Raw genomic sequence first — 17875 nt, 5'->3', positions numbered from 1 at the left:
CCGGTCCAATCATAGATCGGCGCGATCACCGGGGGCGGGGCCTTGACATAAGGTTTAGCAGCCAGATCAGCCGCTGACGCGGGTGCCGCCATGCTCACGGCCAGCAAGGCCATGCCACTCAACCAAATCTTCTTCATTCTTTTTGCTCCATCCACGTTTCACCCTAACGATGCCGGCTCTTTTCTTGGCAGTCCCGCATTCCAGCTCGAAGCTAGCTGAGCCGCCTGGAATTCGGTGTGCTTACGTGGCAACAGTTGGGAAAATTGAGCAATTTGCGCGTTTGAGTTGTGTCAGGAATGTTGACCAGTCAACTGGCCGCCTGGAATTTTCCGCGATGGGGGGCAAGGGCGCTTGGTCTCATCTCCGCACCCTTATGCTGAGATCCTAGGCCCCGCGCAGACGTGCAACACGCCTTCGCGGAAGCCGCCGACGAACTCATCAGATGCGTCCGCTGGCAGAATTTCGCTGAGATCATCAAACGACCCGCTCACCATGGTGGCAAGCTCGTGCGCCGAAGCATGCTCTGCCCAGCGGCGACCCAACTCCAAACCTCGTTGCCGATCTGTCTCTGTGTCCATAGTCCTGGACCATCCCCGCGTCCGTGGCCCCGGCGAAGCTGATGCCGCGCCGGGGCCTGTACGATCTTGCCAATCCTGGAAGCTTGGGGGCTGGAAAGAATCGGCAAGGCGCACTCTAGACAAGCAGATGCGCAGTGGTTGGCCAGTGCACTTTGTGCCAATGGATGAACGCCCCGGCCGGAAATAGCTTTTCGGGCTGTCGGCATACAAGACGGACCGCTGACCCTTACGCGCTAGCCGGCACACTCTGGCGCCATGACCATCTCACCCCGACATCGGGTGCAGCGCGCGCTAGTCCCCACGATCTCGCAAGCTGGGTCAGCTGGCACAATGCCCCGGCAGCACTTCGGGCACGTATATCCCGCGATGTTTGGCGTGAAGTCATACTCCGGACCAACATAGGCGCACATCATGTGGTGGAATACTGGAAACAATTCTAGCGTGGAGGAGCCGCAAGCCGGGCAACCCGTTTGGTTCGCTTCGACCTGCATGCTGCACCTCGCTCACTCTCACAGCTCGTCGAGCCCGAATAATCTCACCAGCACTGAAGCGATCCGCGCGCTCAGTTGTGTGTAGTGCATGTGAACGTCGACGGCCGAGTTCAGCGCCGGGCGATGAGCGCCTGGGTTGAACCGAATTCGCGCGATTTGCGAGGCGGTACGCTCGCGCGCCGCCGACGAACCCGCCCCGGGGTACACATCTGACACCGGGAGGATTTCCGCGATCTTGCCCAGAATTCGTCGGTTGCCGAACAGCACAAAGACTTCGTTGCCGACTTTTGGATCGGACAGGCGTTCGTTAGGAACGTACCAGTCGACAAAGACATCCGTGGGGTCGAGAATTTCTGCAATCGGAGTGCCCGCCACCAGGGATTGGCCGGCGCGCGCAGGATTGTTCGCGACTATGCCAGCTATGGGCGCGAAGACTCTCCCGTCTGCAAAGCTGCTTTCAACCTTTTCGAGGCGATCACCGAGTTGCCGGCTGAATTCGTCGAGAGCGGCCAATTGAGTGCTGGCTTCGGCGGCTTCCGCCTCCTGCGAGACCACGGCTTTGTTCGCCAAGGCGCGCTCCCGGGACATGTCTATGCGGTAATTCAGGCTCGCGGCCGATGAGTTTGCGATAAGTTCGACAGCTTCCTCAGCAAGCCGCAGATGTGAGCGCGCCGCGTCGAGAGATTCGCGCGCAACCCGGGCCTTAACACGCAGTTCCGCTTTGCGACCGGCGATGTCCGCGAGCGAGCGCATATAGGTGGCGACAATCTCATCGTGCTGCGGAGACCGAACCCTTCCGATTTCGTCGCCGGCCTTGACCGATGCACCTCTCAGCACGGTGATGCTGTTGATCTGCACGATGTAAGGCAGTGAAACCAAATATCTCGGTGAGGACACGCTGCCCGGGCCGCCGAGATAAAGAATTGGCCTCCCGAAATAGACGACAAAGAATGCGAGTATGCCGAATACGATTGTCGCATAGGCGGCGCGGACGGCCCGTCCGGCCGCACGCCGACGGCTCTCGATGGGATCGGGGATATGGGGATCGAGTCGTGTTAGGGTGACGGTCATTTGGCCACTTCCTTCGTCCGATCGCCGAATAGTGCACGGCGAACGCGCGGCGGCACGAAATCATCGTTCCGCGACGAGGCAAAGATGATTTCCGAAGAGTAGGAAAAGAACCGCGCGCACTTCAGATAGACACCCTGGTAAAAGGGAAAGATCAGAGCCATCTTCCAGCCAAACGTTCCGACGGATCGATGGAACAGGGCGAACACAAGTGCCATATTGAAGACCGAGATCCAGAGCAACAACAGGTAGACCGCCGACAGAAACAGCACGGCATCCGAGCCGAACAACAGCACAATGTAGGCCAAGTAGAACGGCAGGCTGAGCGTCGGGACGAGATCAAAGACGATGAAGTCAAGCCGTTGGATCGTGTCCGGTAAACGCTCCAGCGGATGGCGAAAACTCAGCTCGCCATACATCATGAAGCGGATGCGCAGAGCATCGCGATCCCAGCGCGCGCGCTGTCGCAATAGACTTACGCCGCTTGCGGGGCCGGCTGTTTCCGCCCAGGCGTCGGACACGAACCGAATGACATAGCCGAGTCTGCGGAGCCGCAAGGTGTACTCCATATCCTCTCCCGGGCCGACGTCGAGCCCGCCCTGCTGCGCGAAAATATCCCGGCGATACATGGAACAGGCTCCGGACAGACACGCGATCGCATCCACCACGTCGAGGATCGACCGCCCCGCGGTGATCGACATCAGGTATTCGACGCTTTGAAGTCCTGTCCATATCGAGTCGCGCTCGTTACTGATCGCGATGTTGCAACTTGCGCCGGCGACGAGCGGATCGTCGAAGGCAGCCGCGAGGCGCTCAACCGCGTTCGGTTCGAAGACAGTGTCGGCATCTACGGTCAAAAGAAGATCGCCGCGGGCAAACCGTGCTGCAGCGTTGATGGCAGCGCTGCGGCCGCAGCGGGTCCCATGGCAGATGACCATGTCAACCAGGCCCTGCGCTTTCGCCCGCTCCGCGACCGCGCGTGTTGCGTCGGTGGAGCCGTCGTCGACGACGATGATTTCGACAGGTCGGAGGGTTTGCCGGCGCAGCGAGCTGATCGAAGGAGCAAGCCCGGAGCCGCCGTTGAATGTCGGGATAATCACGCTTACCGTCGCCTGGCAAACCGTCCCGCCGACGCTTCGCCGCTTCGAGCTGAACAGAGCAAGAGACACCAGCGACAAGGTGTAGCGGGGGATGTCGAATATCAGCAGCGAGAAGGCGAGTAGAAATAAACTCGTTCCGGCGAGCACTTCCATCATTTCGGACATGCCGGCCACCTCCGCCACGACAGGACCATTCCCACCATCCGACCAAACAAGGCGCGCAAGGCAATTATCAGACGGGAAAATGAAGACCATCGCGTTGATGGTCGCGGGGTAAATTGCGTAAACATTTGCTTTTTGTGTCTGCGCTATTCATCTGCATCGTCGGCTTCGTCGGTTGACGATGACCGGCTCTCGAAGGCTGATTGTTGGCGTGCCGGCATCAGCTTTGCGGTTGGAGTTGTTCCCGGTTCGATGAAACCCACAAGGTGACCGGTCCGTCCAACCTTTCAGGCGCAAGACGGCCCCAGTCTGGAAAGACTGAGGCCGGTGGGGGGCGTCGATGTACCGTTGGGGTCGGTACTCCCCAAATCTAATCACGATGAACCACTTTGCGTATTGTCCTTGAGGACAAGCAATCAGCACGTTGTCCCTCTCACACATCTGCGGACCGCCCGACGGGTTTGACGGACGGTCGTCCGTGCGACGCACACGCCATTGATACGTGTCCTACCGACGCCGCAGGCAGCAGCGACTTCCGTAATCAGGCTTTCGGGCTGTGCAATCGGGGCAGGCGTCATCGCCTGAGCCGATACTGCGAAGAAGAAGGCGAATGCGGCGATTCCGAGCGATTTGATCATATCGAGCTCCCTGGAAGCGCCCAACCGTCCGGCCGGCGCGGCGGAACGATGGACGCGACTCCCTCAAACTGATACCCGCTCCTGTCAGAGAATTGAGATAGATCAAAGCGACTTCAGTGACTTGCATGCGGCCATCGCTGCAGGCCGAGACGCGGGGTTAGGACTATGACCGCAAGAAGACTGCAGAGTCCAAATAGCAGCGCGCAAATATCGTCTGCAACTGCGCACCGCGAAGGAAGATTGTGTGAGGCGACAAACCACCCCGGCCTGAGATCCAACTCCGAACTGGAGCGGGGTACATGGAATAGATCATCCGTGTAGCTTCTCGATTTGTAATATGGCGTCCGCCGGCGCTGAGATCCCAAGCTGCGTGGAAAGCAAGGTTTGCCCTTTCTGTCACGCAAACTCTATCTGATGGGATCTTTGCTAATACGATCGTGCAGGCGGACGCGCAGAGGCCATCGATAATCACAGTCTGGCCAGTCTCATTCAACTCCTCATATCGATCAAGGTAACGTTGAATCAAGCCACCGCGGTCATTGGCAATTCTCACGACTGCGTGGCTATCGTCAGCGCATGCGAACATAGATGCTGAAGCGAGCAGCAGAGTAAAGGGTTTCATAATGTGCCTCTTCGACTGCGACATCAGCAAGGTTCATGACGGCTCGTGCGCGAGAGAACTCGCGGCTTGGCGATGCGCGAGAGCGTGTTCTCTGGTGGTAAGTCCGGCATTCTCGGATCGGCCTTACAGCAACACGTTGCTCGTACGTGCGGCCCACGCTTTCCGTAACGCCGACGGATGCACCTCGCGGCATAATCCTGCTGGAGTTCTTGTGGTCAATGAACCAGCGTTGAGTTTGAGCGCGCGGGCCCGAACCATTTACCGCTCATTGATCACCGCCCCTCATTGTCCAGGCGTAGCGCCAAATGCATCGTGTGGGGGTCGCGGTTCCCGTCCCGCCTGAAGCCAAACTTGCCGAGCACCGCCAGCATTGACTTGTTTTCGGGCAGGACCTCCGCAGTCAGCTCACGCAATCCGTTATTGGAGGCGATCTCGCCAAGGTGGCGCATCAAGATGGAGCCGATGCCTCGGCCCTGCCAAGCGTCGATGACGACGAACGCCAACTCGGCTCGTCCGGGCTCAAACACGACATATCGAGCGCCTCCGACAATCATTGTACGCTCGGATTGCCCGACCTCGCACACCAGCGCGACGTGATTCATGAAGTCGACATCCATGAAGAACGCGCGCTCCTTGTCCGAGAAATGACGCTTGATCCCAAAAAAACGGCGCTGCAACGACTGCTTGCTGGTCTGATCCAGCGCGTCGAGGACGGCCGTCTCGTCGGCCGGCCGCAGCGCTCGGATTTCGGACGTGCTGCCGTCCCGCAAGGGTTCCGTCGCGCTGTATTTAGCGATGTCCGGCATGCGAGGTCTCGGCTCAGGCGGCCGGAAAACACGTCGGCCTGAGGCTCGTCTATGAATGGGGCGGTCGGCTGCCCGTTTGATTTGTATCAAGGGACCTCGCAAAAAAGCGGGCGGCCTGAATCTCGGCAGTCAGCTCGACACATTCCGGCGGGAGGACCGACGTGACACGACTGGGTCGGCGTACTCGCCGTCCAGCATTGACCTATATCAAAGGCCTGCAGTTGCGGCGGGCTTTGGATGCATTCATACGACATTGAGGTCGGAGCATGCAGATGGAAGTGCCTGGAACGCCCGGCGGTTCGATGTCCGGTCTCGTCGCCTCGGCCGTTGAATACATGGTCGATGCGGGGCAACGGAGCATACTCTTTCTCGATGTGATGCGCCGGCGCGGCGACCAATATCGGGAGCACGTCGCCCAAACCGCGCCACACGTTCTGCAATATGCGGCCGAACTGATCATTGATGGCCGCAAGTTGGACGAACCCGTCAATTACGCGCTTGTCCGCATTATCCCGCCAGCCGGCGTCGAGATCGATTCCACACGGCGGCCGTTCATCGTGATTGATCCACGCGCCGGGCACGGTCCAGGGATCGGCGGGTTCAAGGCCGACAGCGAGATCGGCGTCGCGATGAAGGCGGGACATCCCTGCTACTTCATCGGCTTCCTGCCGGAGCCGGTGCCGGGCCAGACGATCGAGCGTATCGCGCGTGCCGAGGCACTGTTCATCGAAAAGGTGATCAGTCTCCATCCGGACGCTGACGGGAAACCCTGCGTCATAGGCAATTGCCAAGCCGGATGGGCGGTCATGATCCTGGCTTCGGTTCGGCCGGATCTGTTCGGTCCACTGATCATCGCCGGAGCCCCGCTCGCGTACTGGGCCGGCGTGCATGGTAAAAATCCGATGCGATATTCGGGCGGCCTGCTGGGCGGAAGCTGGCTAACTGCGCTCGTTAGCGATCTCGGCGGTGGGAAGTTCGATGGTGCCTGGCTGGTCCAGAACTTCGAAGGCCAAAACCCGTCGAACACGCTCTGGACCAAGCAGTACAATGTCTATTCGAAGGTGGATACCGAAGCCGATCGCTACCTCGAGTTCGAGCGCTGGTGGGGTGGGCACGTCAATCTCAACGCCGAGGAGATTCAGTTCATTGTCGACGAACTCTTCGTTGGCAACAACTTGGCCGCTGGCAATATCACCCTATCCGACGGGCAGAAGGTAGACCTGCGCAACATCAGTTCGCCGATCGTGGTGTTCTGCTCCAAGGGCGACAACATCACTCCGCCGCAGCAGGCGCTGGGTTGGATCCTCGAATGCTACGCCGACGTGGATGACATCAGGGCCTATGGGCAAACGATCGTCTATACCGTTCACGAGAGCGTCGGCCATCTCGGCATCTTCGTCTCGGGCGGCGTCGCCAAGAAGGAGCACGCTGAATTTTCCAGCAACATCGATCTGATCGATGTACTACCGCCCGGCCTTTACGAAGCGACGTTCGAAGCCAAGGACGAGGAAACCACCAGTTCCGATCTCGTTGTTGGCCAATGGGTGATGCGCTGCGAGGCCCGAACGCTCGAGGATATTCGTGCCATGGGCGGCAATTCGCCTGAGGACGAGCGGCGCTTTGCCGCGGCCAAACGCGTCTCGGAGCTTAATCTTGCCGCCTATCGCAAGTTCGTGCAGCCCTGGATCAAGGGCATGGTGGCGCCGCAGACGGCAGATTTGATGCGTAACCTGCACCCGCTGCGGACGCAGTATGAGGCCTTCAGCAGTCAGAATCCATGGATGACGGCGGTGAAATCGGCAGCGGAAGGGCTAGAAGAGAACCGCAAGCCGGTTTCGAACGACAATCCGTTCCTGGCATTTCAGGAGCAGGTCTCTAAGCAGATCGTTCATGCGCTGGACAGCTGGCGCGATTCGCAGGAAGCGATGAGCGAGGCGATCTTCCTCAACGTCTACGGCTCCCCGGCGCTACAGGCGGCGGTCGGCATAGATCCGAAAGCTGAACCGTCGCGCGGGCGCGAGATGCCGGCCGAACACCGTGCCATGCTCGACAAACGGATCGCCGAGCTCCGATCCAGGATTGGCGAAGGCGGGCTTCGCGAGGCGGCCATCCGTGCCCTGCTTTATATCGGCTCGGCGAGAGGAATGGTGGATGAACGCAGCATCGAGGCGTTGCGTCAGGCTCGTCACGACAACAGCGGAGCGCGATTAGCGCTTGCCGAATTTAAGATGCTGGTTCGCGAGCAGTTCTTCATGCTGCTGCTCGATCGCGAGGCGGCGCTGGCCGTTATCCCGAAGTTGCTTCCCGACGATGTCAATCAGCGCCGCGCGGCTTTCACGACGATGAGCGAGGTGCTGTCGGCCAGCGAGGACATCACAGGCGAGCGCGCCAGCCGCCTGCAGCGTGTTGCGCAGCTGTTCGGTCTCGACGCCGAAACGTCGGGGAGGGCGTCGAACGTTGCCCCTTTCGACCCCAAGGCGAAGGCATCGTAACGCTGTCTGGAAGGAACCGGCTCATGTCAGCCGACACGTCGCAGGCACAGTCCCCGAGCAAGTACGACCGTCTGATAGCGGCCGCGCAGGCCGTGCCGCCGGCCCCAACCATCGTCGTGCATCCCTGCGATGAAAGCTCATTGCGCGGCGCTGTCGATAGTGCACAGGCCGGCATCATCCGGCCGCTCCTGGTCGGACCTGAAAGGAAGATCCGGGATACGGCCGCCAGGCATGGTCTCGACATCGCGGCCTTCGAGCTCGTTGACGCAGCGCATAGCGATGAAGCCGCTGCAAAGGCGGTAGAGCTGATCCACGCCGGCCGAGGTGAGCTGTTGATGAAAGGCAGCTTGCACACCGACGAATTGATGCGCGCGGTCACCGCGAAGGCCGGAGGCCTGCGCACCGACCGCCGTATCAGCCACGTCTTCGTGATGGACGTGCCGGCCTATGCCGAGACCATCTTCGTGACGGACGCGGCCATCAACATCTTCCCTGATCTGGACGCCAAACGCGACATCATCCAGAACGCGATCGATCTTTACGTGGAAGCTGGATTCGGCAAGTCACCGCGCGTGGCAATCCTGTCGGCGGTTGAAACCGTGACCTCGAAAATTCCGTCTACGATCGAGGCGGCAGCACTCTGCAAGATGGCGGATCGCGGGCAGATCACCGGAGGGATCCTCGACGGACCGCTGGCTTTCGACAACGCCATCGACCTGGAGGCGGCGCGCATCAAGGGGATCAAGTCCGAGGTCGCCGGTCGCGCGCAGATCCTCGTCGTTCCCGACCTGGAGGCCGGCAACATGCTGGCAAAGAACCTCGCCTATTTCGCCAAGGCGGACGGCGCGGGCATCGTGCTCGGAGCCCGGGTCCCGGTCGTCCTGACCTCACGCGCGGATTCGGCGCGTGCGCGGATGGCCTCGTGCGCGGTCGCAGCGCTGTATGCCCATGCCCGGCGCCGGCGTGCTCCAACGATTGCCGCGTGAACGCCATGGACACCATCCTTGTGGTCAATGCCGGCTCCTCCAGCGTCAAGTTCCAGGTCTACTCGATCGAGGGGGACGGAATATTGCGGCGACAGCTGAAAGGGCAGATGGATGGGATCGGCAGCCGCCCGCGTTTGCGCGCGAGTGGCTCCACCGGCGATCCGGTTGCGGATCGCGCCTATCCGATCGAGGCGGTGCCGGATGTTCCGGCCGCGATGGACATTGCCGGCGCCTGGTTGCGGGACGAGCAACGCATTCACCCGATCGCGGTCGGTCATCGCGTCGTTCACGGTGGCCCGGACTACGATCGGCCGATCCAGCTCGATCATGGTGTCGTGACCCGGCTGGAGCGGTACATCGCGCTCGCGCCGCTGCATCAACCCCATAATCTGGCGCCGATCCGCTCGATTCTCGGCAATTTCCCGGAGCTTCCGCAGGTCGCCTGTTTCGATACCGCATTTCATCGCACACATAGCGCGGTGGCCGATCATTATGCGATTCCACATCATCTTTATGCCGAGGGCGTGCGCCGCTACGGCTTTCACGGTCTCTCTTACGAGTACATTGCGAAGACCTTGCCAAAGGTCGCGCCGAAAGTTGCGAATGGGCGGATTATCGTCGCTCACCTCGGAAGCGGCGCCTCGATGTGCGCTCTCAGCGTGGGACGAAGCGTCGAAAGCACTATGGGCTTCACCGCTCTCGACGGGCTTCCGATGGGAACCCGCCCTGGTCAGATCGACCCTGGGGTGGTGCTCTATCTCATTTCCGAGAAGGGGATGTCTGCCTCCAACATCCAGAACTTCCTTTACCGCGATTGCGGCTTGAAGGGGTTATCCGGCGTCAGCAACGATATGCGCGTGCTGGAGAGCAGTGACGATCCGAGAGCCAGACTGGCCGTCGAATATTTCTGCTATCGCATAGGCCTCAGTGCCGGCATGCTTGCCGCAGCGCTGCAGGGGCTGGACGCCTTTGTGTTTACGGCTGGTATCGGCGAAAACTCCGCAACAATTCGCGCGCATGTCGCTGGCCAGCTTGCGTGGCTGGGCGTCACCCTCAATCAAGCCGAGAATACGCGCCACTCACAGCTGATCTCGGGTCCCGACAGTCGCATTCCAGTCTATGTGGTGCCGACCGACGAGGAGCTGATGATCGCGCAGCACACTCTCTCAGTGCTGATGAACAGAACATCGACCGATCAAAGACAGGAGAGGGCATCATGATTCCCGTATTTCCGGATACCAAGATTGCCCTGAAGGGGAAAAAAGGCCTCGTCGTGGGCATCGCCAACGACCAGTCGATCGCATGGGGATGCGCCAAGGCCTTTCGTGCGCTTGGTGCCGATCTAGCCGTCACTTACCTGAACGACCGCGCGAAGAAGCACGTCGAGCCTCTTGCCCAGGCACTTGAGGCGTCTATTTTCATGCCACTCGATGTAATGACGGAGGGGCAGACCGAAGAAGTATTTGCCCGGGTCGAGAGGGACTGGGGCCAGCTCGATTTCCTGCTGCACTCGATCGCATTCTCACCGAAGGAAGCCTTGCACGGACGTGTGGTGGACGTCGGTCGCGACGGCTTCCTGAAGACGATGGAGGTCTCCTGCTGGTCCTTCATGCGCATGGCGCATTTGGCCGAGCCGCTGATGAAGAACGGCGGCACCATGTTCACGATGACCTATTACGGCAGCCAGATGGTGGTCGAAAACTACAATGTGATGGGTGTGGCCAAGGCGGCGCTCGAAGCCTCCGTCCGCTACATCGCCGCCGAGCTTGGGCCGAAGGGCATCCGCGTGCACGCGATTTCGCCCGGGCCGCTGGCTACGCGAGCGGCATCAGGCATTCCAGAGTTCGACGAACTGATGGACAAGGCGCAATCCAAGGCCCCGTCGCGCAGCCTGGTCAGCATTGAAGACGTCGGCAACGCCACGGCATTTCTCGCGCTCGACGGCGCCAAGCTCATTACAGGAAGCGTTCTTTATATTGATGGTGGTTATCACATCATCGACTGAAGGGGACGGGATGCGACTCAGCGATAGTGCAGGGCGATTAGCTCGGCCACGCAGGCCGGTCGATTGCCGCCTTCGATCTCGATGACCAGATGATAGTTCACGCGCAGCCCGTCGGGAGGGACATCCTCCGTCTCAGCAACGCTGACGCGGCCACGCAGCTTTGAGCCCGCCGGGACCGACGAAAGGTACCTGATCCTGTCGGCGCCGTAGTTCAGGGTGTTTCGGAGGCCTTTTAACCCCATCACCGAGCGGATGAACATCGGTGCCAGCGCCAGGGACAGCATGCCATGGGCGATGGTGGTGCCGCCGGGCATTTCTTTCCTCGCGCGCTCCTGGTCGACATGGATCCACTGTTCATCGCAGGTCGCTTCCGCAAACTTGTTGATCCGGTCCTGCGTTACCTCGATCCAGTCGCTAGCGCCGATTTCGGTACCGACCGCAGATCTTATCTCATCAAAATTGCCGAATATCCGCATGTCCTTCACCTTCAGATCATCATCTCCGGGACATGGTCGCCGACGAGAAGGTCGGCTTCAGTCGCAGCCATCACTTCGCCGATCGTGACGCCCGGCGCGGTCTCAAGAAGCGTCGCCGTGCCATCGGCAAAGCCGATCACAGCCATGTCGGTGACGACTAGATTCACTGGCCGCGCCGAGGTGAGCGGCAAGCTGCATTTCGCAACAATCTTCGACTTGCCCTTTGCTGCGTGCTGCATGGCGACGATGACCCGCTTCGCGCCGCTCACGAGATCCATGGCGCCGCCCATGCCGGGAACCATCTTGCCCGGGATCATCCAGTTGGCGAGATGGCCATGGGCATCGACTTGAAGGCCGCCAAGCACCGTGACGTCGACATGGCCGCCGCGGATCAGTCCGAACGACATCGCGCTGTCGAAGGTCGAGGCCCCGGGCAGCGCGCTAATCGGGCGCCCCCCTGCGTCCGTTAGCGTCGGATGCGCCAGGCCTTGCTCGGGGATAGGCCCCGTTCCGATCAGGCCGTTTTCCGACTGGAAGAATACCTTCAGGTCCGTTGGAACGTAGTTCGCGACGAGCGTCGGGATACCGATGCCGAGATTGACGAGGTCGCCGCTCCGAAGCTCCTTGGCGACGCGCCGGGCGATGATGATCTGCGGATCCATGTCGTCACCCGTTTGTAATGAGGTAGTCGACGAGCGGCGCCGGGGTCACGACGTGGTCGGGCGCGATCACGCCGATTGGCACAATGTTCTCCGCGGTGACGATCACGGTGTCGGCGGCCATCGCCATGACTGGATTGAAGTTGCGCGAGGTCAGTGCGTACGCCAAGTTGCCGAGGTAGTCGGCAAGGAAGGCGTGCACTAGCGCAAACTGTGCACGCAAGGCTGTCTCCAGCAGAAAAGGCTTTCCGTCGACTTCGATCTCGCGCTTGCCCTGCGCAACCAGCGTGCCGACGCCGGTTGGCGTCAGAACTCCACCTAGCCCGCATCCACCCGCACGAATGCGCTCGACGAAGGTTCCCTGGGGTACCAGATCGACGGTGATCTGGTTTGCCAGCATCTGCTGCTGTGCCTTCGCATTGAGACCGATATGCGTTGCGGTCAATCGCGCGACCAGCGCAGCATCGAACAGCTTGCCGACGCCCTTGCCGGGGATCGCCGCATCATTGCAGATCAGCGACAGACCGCCCTTCTTCTGCCGCACCACCTCGTCGAGCAGGCGCTCCGGTGTTCCGACACCCATGAATCCGCCGACCATGACACTCGCGCCGACCGGGATCATTGCGACGGCTTCTTCGAGGGAGATGGCCTTCATGAGGGAGAACTCCGGTCGGCGCGTGCAGGGCGTCGATGAATGCTGGAGGGCGGAAATCGCGCTGCTTTGATCTGCGTCAAGGCTCCGCATCATTCGCGGACGATTCCCACGCTCGCGAGCGCGTCGTGCCAGAGCTTGCGCAGTTCGGTGTGTCGGCTTTCCAGGACTGTGCTGACGGTGCCACGGAAGGGTAACAGGTCGGGACCTTTCAGGAACAGGATTTGCGCCTGCAACAGACGTCCGCTCTCGAACTCGATGCGGCGTAGCGCCATCACGAAGGGGTCATTCGGGTTTGCCTCAAGCGGTAGTAACGCCGCTGGCCGGATCCCGGCGTGGACGGCATGCGCGAGCGTGGCGAGGTGGACTGCTTGCCAAAGAATGCGATCGGCAATGCCTTCGTTCGGCGTCGGAAGCCAGGCGGCCTCCCAGGATATGGCCATATAGCCCAGGGCGAGGTCCGGCACCCATGTGGTTGCGCGCATCAGAAGCGACACGATCTCGCTCTCTCGGTAGAACTGAGCGTTCAATTCTGTCTGCCAGCCGGCCTCGAACTTCGCCGGCAGGGCGAGGGCGAATTGCCTTGCGAGAGCGCCATGGGCCGAGATCAGGAAAGCGGCGACGCGAGTCTGCTGGCTGTGCGGCACTCGGCCTTCGGAGTCGAGTGGTCCGAGAAGTCCGCTCATGCCCGGGTCCTCTGGACGGGGATGGCACGCAGATGGTCGTAGCTGGCGGGAAATGGAGTGAGCTCACCACCAGGGTCTTCGGGCGCAATCCAGACCGCTTTGTTACCTTGCCAGCGTCCGGCCAGCACGTCATCGGCGAAGCGCGCGAGCAGGTCGGCTGTGAGCGCACCCTTTTCCAACGTGAAAGCGTGATAGGCGCCCGGGATGATCACGAGCGCGCTGTTGGGGATTCCGACTCGCAGCGTCTCGTGTAGGGCGCGCGGCGTCAGGAAGTCGAACTCTCCGTTCAGGATCATGGTTGGGACGGCGATCGAGGCGAGTTGCGGCGTCAGCGGCTGGAAGTCGAGGAACGACTCCATCAGGTTCTGCAGCGCGTAGAGGTCATTGACCAGCCAGCCCTGCCGCTTGACACCGTCGAGCTTATCCAACAGCGGCTTCAACCATTCATCGGACAGATTCATCGGCAGCAGCAGATCCTGGAGATAGCCGGTTCCACCCAGAATTAGGCCGGTGCGTAGTGCGTTGCCGATCAGGAGAAGTTGAGGCGAAAGCTCGGCAAAGCAACTCATTGGCACCAGACCCGAGAGGCGCCTCCAATGCTCGATCGCGTAGCGCAGCGCGATCAGGCCACCGAAGCTGATTCCACTGAGGAAGACCGGACCTTCACCGAGCATTTCGATCAGGCGATGCAGCGCAAGGACATGGTCGTCCTGATTGATGAAGAGCGTCGGCTTGTCGGAGGCGCCCTGGCCGAGCAGATCGAATGTCGCAACGCGAAATCCCCGTGCGATTAGCGCGTCTCGGTAAGCGGTCCACAGTTCGGAGTATTGAGTCAGTCCATTGACCAGCACGTAGGCTGGCGCCGTCACAGGACCGTCGAGCTCATACCGGATCCGGTAGGAGCCGTGCGTGAGGAAAGGCATCGCGGCGTCCGGCATGTAATTCGGTGCCAAGACACTCGCGCGGGCAGTGCGAATTCCCTTGCGCTAGATCAAGGGTCGCGCCGCGTCCTCTCCTAGCGTTTGGCAAAATCAAAGCCTGCCGGAGGAATTCGCCATGGTCGGGAGACATGTCATGCGGCGATATCTCATCAGCCTGCTGTTGCTGTTGATCGGGACATCGCTCGCGGTTGCGCAGCCCTTCACGCGCCGCTCGTCGCAGATGCAGCATGACGGGCTGAAGAAGACCTACGAGATCGCGAATTTTCGACTTGGGGGCAAGTACGATCTGGCCGATCCCTCGAAGTGGGAGAATGGCGGCGAGGGCGGCGTCACGCTCGAATCTTTGGGCGTCGGGAAATTGCACACCGCCTATATCGCGGTCGGTACGCCGCGGCGCAACGCCGCCGGTGAGATCACCAATGCCGTCGTCATCAACTCATATTATTCCGGCGATGCCACCGACATGTACGAGCAGTGGGTCAAAGGAGCAGCCTTGTCAGGCACCGTGCCAATTATTGGTCCCGGCCGTCCCATCGATACGGATCGTTATTATGTCATCATGGTCGATCCGCTCGGAACCTGGGGCGCCAGCAAACCTTCGGACGGTCTCGGCGTAAAGTTTCCGCAGTACAGCTACTATGACATGGTCCAGGCCAATTATCGCATGCTGCGCGACGGGCTGAAGGTCGCGCGCGTGGCCCTAGTGTCCGGCGTTTCCATGGGCGGCACGCAGACCTATGTCTGGGGCGTGATGCATCCCGAATATATCGGCGCAATGATGCCGATCGGTGGCACCACGCAGTCGGATGGGGAAGATCCTGTCGGCAACTGGACATTCCAGATGATGACCGCGGCGATCGAATCCGATCCGGTGTGGCAGGAAACGAATGGTGATTATTACAAGCTGCCCAAAGAGAAGCATCCGATGCCGGGCGTGGCGTTCGGCTGGTCGATCCTCGGCATGACCGGCTATGACTTTGCGTTCCGTACGACCCAGAATTGGGGCGCCGTCCAGCCCGAAATTTTTTATTGGGACCCCCCGAACGAAAAGGCGGCTTTGAACGTCGTCAACCGTGCCAAGCTTTACGATGCGGTCGACCTGGTCTGGCGCAACCGTGTCGGCGAGACCCACAACATCAATGCTTATCTCGGCCGGATCCAGGCGCGCACGCTGGTGATGCACATTACCAACGACCTGTGGCTGAACTTCAAGTTGGCTCAGAAGGCTGTCGACCGTGTACCCGGTGCGGACCTTATCGCTCAGGAAAGCCCGGTCGCACATTATGGTGTGTTTCCGATCATCAACCAGCGCAAGAACGACCCGAAGTTCGTTGCCTTCATGGATGATGTGGCGAGCCTCGACCGCGCGCAGAAATTCGTTGACAAGAATTATCGCGTGCCCGGCGTCGCCGAGAACATCGACCCCAAAAAGTCGTTCTGGAAAGAGTTCGTGACCTATCCCTATCCGGTCAAATACGCCAATGCCAAAGACAAGGGCGGAAATTCCTGGCAGATCGGCTACATGGATGAATACGCCGGCACGGAGAAGGATCCGAAGATCCTTGTGATCGTCCATGGCAAAGGCGCGTTCGGCGGGCACTACGGCAACATCATGCAGTATGCGCTGCGTAGCGGCTTGCGCGTGATCGTGCCCGACCTGCCGCATTACGGTATGTCCGGACCCGGCAATCTCGACAAGAGTCCGGCGCGCACCATGCAGGACATGCGCGAGGTCATCTACGATCTCGTCGTCAACCAGCTCGGCGTCAAGAAGGCGTATTATCTCGGCCATTCGCTCGGCGGTCAGTTCGTGATGGGTTATGCCCTGACCTGGCCGGATGCAGTGCAGGGTCTCGCGCTGGAGGCGCCATCAGGTCTCGAGGAATATCCTCGCGAGATCACCATCGCCAAGGGCAAAAAGGCGCCGCTGTTCGACCCGGCCTTCGATCATGACTTCGACAAGTGGAGGGCGACCTGGGACCAGACCGGCATTCTGGCCGCCGAGAAGGCGCGTGACGAGCAGAACATCCGCGACTTCTTCTATTTCAAGAAACGCGATCCGGAGACTGGCGCGGTGTCTGCGGCGAAGAGCGGCTATTTCTTCAGCGACAGCGAATATGCCCGCTTCCACACCGAGCAGCGCGTTGGGCTGACTAAAGGCAATCCGAAGGAGCTCGAGCAGTGGTGCAACGTGTTCATCTACGACGTCTACACGATCGGAGCGGAGCTCCAGCAGGATGATCCGAAAAACCTGTACGAGCGGCTCACGCAGATCAAGGCTCCGATCTTTCTCGCCTTCGGCGACAAGGAGCCGTTCATCCCGACGCCGGCGTTCAATGGACTGACGGATCTCGGACGCGATGCCATCACGCCCTTCATGACACGCATGACCAATGCGGGCAACCGGCCGATCCTCAAGATTTATCCGGAGACCGGGCACTTCATCCACACGGATAACCCGGTTGAATACCCGGTGGATGTGGTGGATTTCGTGACGCGCGGAAGCGTCGACACGTCGTCGCCGGTCGGAACCGATCGTATGATCAAGGGCTCGGTGGCTTCTGCTTTGGCGGTGGCACCGACGCCGGCCGGCGCCGCGCCCACCGCCGGCCTGAACAAGTAGGACCGGTCCATGCCGATGGTGCAGGCGGGCGAAATCCAGCTGGGCTGGCGAGAGTGGGGCAAAGGCGACATTACCGTCGTCTTCATCCACGGCAATCTCGCCAGCAAGGACTGGATCGAACTCGCTGCGCCGCTGTTTCCTTCTGGTCTTCGCGTCATCGGCATTGACTGGCGCGGCTGCGGCGACAGCGACCGGCCGAAACCTGCGGTTGACTACACCAACTACACGATGCAGCAGCACGCAAAGGACATGCTGGCTGCGCTCGATACCCTGGACATCAACTACTGCCATCTTGCAACGCATTCAACCGGCGGCATCATCGCGGCCCGCATGCTCCTGATGCAGCCACGGCGATTCGGGCGGGTATTTGCGCTTGATCCGGTCACGCCGCTCGGCATGGCTTTTAATGCCGACCAGATCGGGCTGTTCCGCGCCATGATGGCGAGCAAGGAGGTGACCCGGTCGGTGATGGCGACCGCGGCCTCATCGCTGTTCGTGCCGGAAAGCATGGCGCCGAATAAGGTCCCGCAATTCCGTCCAGGGGGCGCGGACATCCAGGCGCTGTTCGACCGGATCATCGAACAAACCTTCGGCGTCTCCGAAGGGATCTGGATCGGGACGCCCGTCAATCTCACGCGCGAGCGGGAGAGTCGGGAATTGGAGAGCCGCATGCCGGAGATCGGGCATTCGCACCTGGTATTGTGGGGCGAACGGGACGGCTGGATCCCTCCCGCGGATCTTCATGCGATGGCCGCGGCAATGCCGGACTGCCGCCTCGTCGTCGTGCCCGGTATCGGACATTCGATGAATCTCGAAATGCCCGCGCTCTACGCCGGCTATTTTGGTGCGTGGTTCGGGGGACTTGCGGCATAACAAGGAGGAATGACACC

Annotated in this window: 14 protein-coding genes; 6 read left to right on the top strand and 8 right to left on the bottom strand. The window is 60.6% G+C overall.

All coding sequences use genetic code 11. The features are described 5' to 3' along the window. Window positions 1-1087: 1087 nt before the first annotated feature. The 3 genes from AC0L30_RS32670 to AC0L30_RS32660 all read right to left on the bottom strand — a co-directional run bounded on the left by AC0L30_RS32670 (window position 1088) and on the right by AC0L30_RS32660 (window position 5465). The gene (locus AC0L30_RS32670; protein ID WP_007601235.1) at window positions 1088-2140 is read right to left on the bottom strand and encodes an HlyD family secretion protein; all 1053 of its coding nucleotides are present in this window, start codon (window positions 2138-2140) and stop codon (window positions 1088-1090) included. After that, on the bottom strand, window positions 2137-3402 hold the full coding sequence (locus AC0L30_RS32665) for a glycosyltransferase family 2 protein (protein ID WP_007601236.1): 1266 nt from the start codon (window positions 3400-3402) through the stop codon (window positions 2137-2139). The genes AC0L30_RS32670 and AC0L30_RS32665 overlap by 4 nt, the downstream gene beginning before the upstream one ends. A gap of 1529 nt (window positions 3403-4931) precedes the next feature. After that, window positions 4932-5465, bottom strand: coding sequence for a GNAT family N-acetyltransferase (locus AC0L30_RS32660; RefSeq protein ID WP_473367543.1), 534 nt, complete (start codon window positions 5463-5465; stop codon window positions 4932-4934). 266 nt (window positions 5466-5731) lie between these two features. Here AC0L30_RS32660 and AC0L30_RS32655 point away from each other — a divergent pair, with 266 nt between their 5' ends. The 4 genes from AC0L30_RS32655 to fabI are packed head-to-tail and all read left to right on the top strand — an operon-like array spanning window position 5732 to window position 10948. Further along, window positions 5732-7957, top strand: coding sequence for a DUF3141 domain-containing protein (locus AC0L30_RS32655; RefSeq protein WP_007601239.1), 2226 nt, complete (start codon window positions 5732-5734; stop codon window positions 7955-7957). A 23-nt stretch (window positions 7958-7980) separates the two neighbouring features. Next, window positions 7981-8943, top strand: coding sequence for a phosphate acetyltransferase (locus AC0L30_RS32650; protein WP_007601240.1), 963 nt, complete (start codon window positions 7981-7983; stop codon window positions 8941-8943). Window positions 8944-8948: 5 nt separating this feature from the next. After that, the gene (locus AC0L30_RS32645) at window positions 8949-10163 is read left to right on the top strand and encodes an acetate/propionate family kinase (RefSeq protein ID WP_219683120.1); all 1215 of its coding nucleotides are present in this window, start codon (window positions 8949-8951) and stop codon (window positions 10161-10163) included. After that, entirely contained in the window at window positions 10160-10948 is a 789-nt protein-coding gene (fabI, locus tag AC0L30_RS32640; RefSeq protein ID WP_007601242.1) for an enoyl-ACP reductase FabI, read from the top strand. The genes AC0L30_RS32645 and fabI overlap by 4 nt, the downstream gene beginning before the upstream one ends. A 17-nt stretch (window positions 10949-10965) precedes the next feature. Here fabI and AC0L30_RS32635 read toward each other — a convergent pair whose 3' ends face one another. The 5 genes from AC0L30_RS32635 to AC0L30_RS32615 form a co-directional block, all read right to left on the bottom strand. Beyond that, the gene (locus AC0L30_RS32635) at window positions 10966-11424 is read right to left on the bottom strand and encodes a MaoC family dehydratase (RefSeq protein WP_473406095.1); all 459 of its coding nucleotides are present in this window, start codon (window positions 11422-11424) and stop codon (window positions 10966-10968) included. Window positions 11425-11435: 11 nt separating this feature from the next. Beyond that, entirely contained in the window at window positions 11436-12086 is a 651-nt protein-coding gene (locus tag AC0L30_RS32630) for a 3-oxoacid CoA-transferase subunit B (RefSeq protein ID WP_007601244.1), read from the bottom strand. A gap of 4 nt (window positions 12087-12090) precedes the next feature. After that, on the bottom strand, window positions 12091-12738 hold the full coding sequence (locus AC0L30_RS32625; RefSeq protein WP_007601245.1) for a CoA transferase subunit A: 648 nt from the start codon (window positions 12736-12738) through the stop codon (window positions 12091-12093). A gap of 89 nt (window positions 12739-12827) precedes the next feature. Then, on the bottom strand, window positions 12828-13421 hold the full coding sequence (locus AC0L30_RS32620; protein WP_007601246.1) for a hypothetical protein: 594 nt from the start codon (window positions 13419-13421) through the stop codon (window positions 12828-12830). Next, window positions 13418-14344 (bottom strand): alpha/beta fold hydrolase, encoded by a 927-nt coding sequence (locus tag AC0L30_RS32615; RefSeq protein WP_007601247.1) that lies wholly within the window; start codon window positions 14342-14344, stop codon window positions 13418-13420. The genes AC0L30_RS32620 and AC0L30_RS32615 overlap by 4 nt, the downstream gene beginning before the upstream one ends. Window positions 14345-14477: 133 nt before the next feature. Between AC0L30_RS32615 and AC0L30_RS32610 the strand changes: the two genes are divergently transcribed. Both AC0L30_RS32610 and AC0L30_RS32605 read left to right on the top strand, forming a co-directional pair. Further along, window positions 14478-16985: an alpha/beta hydrolase gene (locus AC0L30_RS32610; RefSeq protein ID WP_473406094.1), complete on the top strand. Its 2508-nt coding sequence runs from the start codon at window positions 14478-14480 to the stop codon at window positions 16983-16985. Window positions 16986-16994: 9 nt separating this feature from the next. Further along, on the top strand, window positions 16995-17858 hold the full coding sequence (locus AC0L30_RS32605; RefSeq protein WP_473406093.1) for an alpha/beta fold hydrolase: 864 nt from the start codon (window positions 16995-16997) through the stop codon (window positions 17856-17858). Window positions 17859-17875: the final 17 nt, after the last annotated feature.

This window comes from Bradyrhizobium sp. MI1.11 (assembly GCF_055811255.1).
The sequence above is the reverse complement of the archived record's forward strand: the minus strand, read 5'-3'. Positions and strand labels throughout refer to the sequence as shown.

Excerpts from the sequence above, each read along its gene's own strand:
- AC0L30_RS32615 (WP_007601247.1), bottom strand. The coding sequence starts at position 14,344 with ATGCCTTTCCTCACGCACGGCTCCTACCGGATCCGGTATGAGCTCGAC.
- AC0L30_RS32610 (WP_473406094.1), top strand. The coding sequence starts at position 14,478 with ATGGTCGGGAGACATGTCATGCGGCGATATCTCATCAGCCTGCTGTTG.
- AC0L30_RS32655 (WP_007601239.1), top strand. The coding sequence starts at position 5,732 with ATGCAGATGGAAGTGCCTGGAACGCCCGGCGGTTCGATGTCCGGTCTC.
- AC0L30_RS32635 (WP_473406095.1), bottom strand. The coding sequence starts at position 11,424 with ATGCGGATATTCGGCAATTTTGATGAGATAAGATCTGCGGTCGGTACC.
- fabI (WP_007601242.1), top strand. The coding sequence starts at position 10,160 with ATGATTCCCGTATTTCCGGATACCAAGATTGCCCTGAAGGGGAAAAAA.
- AC0L30_RS32670 (WP_007601235.1), bottom strand. The coding sequence starts at position 2,140 with ATGACCGTCACCCTAACACGACTCGATCCCCATATCCCCGATCCCATC.
- AC0L30_RS32645 (WP_219683120.1), top strand. The coding sequence starts at position 8,949 with ATGGACACCATCCTTGTGGTCAATGCCGGCTCCTCCAGCGTCAAGTTC.
- AC0L30_RS32660 (WP_473367543.1), bottom strand. The coding sequence starts at position 5,465 with ATGCCGGACATCGCTAAATACAGCGCGACGGAACCCTTGCGGGACGGC.
- AC0L30_RS32605 (WP_473406093.1), top strand. The coding sequence starts at position 16,995 with ATGCCGATGGTGCAGGCGGGCGAAATCCAGCTGGGCTGGCGAGAGTGG.
- AC0L30_RS32650 (WP_007601240.1), top strand. The coding sequence starts at position 7,981 with ATGTCAGCCGACACGTCGCAGGCACAGTCCCCGAGCAAGTACGACCGT.
- AC0L30_RS32665 (WP_007601236.1), bottom strand. The coding sequence starts at position 3,402 with ATGTCCGAAATGATGGAAGTGCTCGCCGGAACGAGTTTATTTCTACTC.
- AC0L30_RS32630 (WP_007601244.1), bottom strand. The coding sequence starts at position 12,086 with ATGGATCCGCAGATCATCATCGCCCGGCGCGTCGCCAAGGAGCTTCGG.
- AC0L30_RS32625 (WP_007601245.1), bottom strand. The coding sequence starts at position 12,738 with ATGAAGGCCATCTCCCTCGAAGAAGCCGTCGCAATGATCCCGGTCGGC.
- AC0L30_RS32620 (WP_007601246.1), bottom strand. The coding sequence starts at position 13,421 with ATGAGCGGACTTCTCGGACCACTCGACTCCGAAGGCCGAGTGCCGCAC.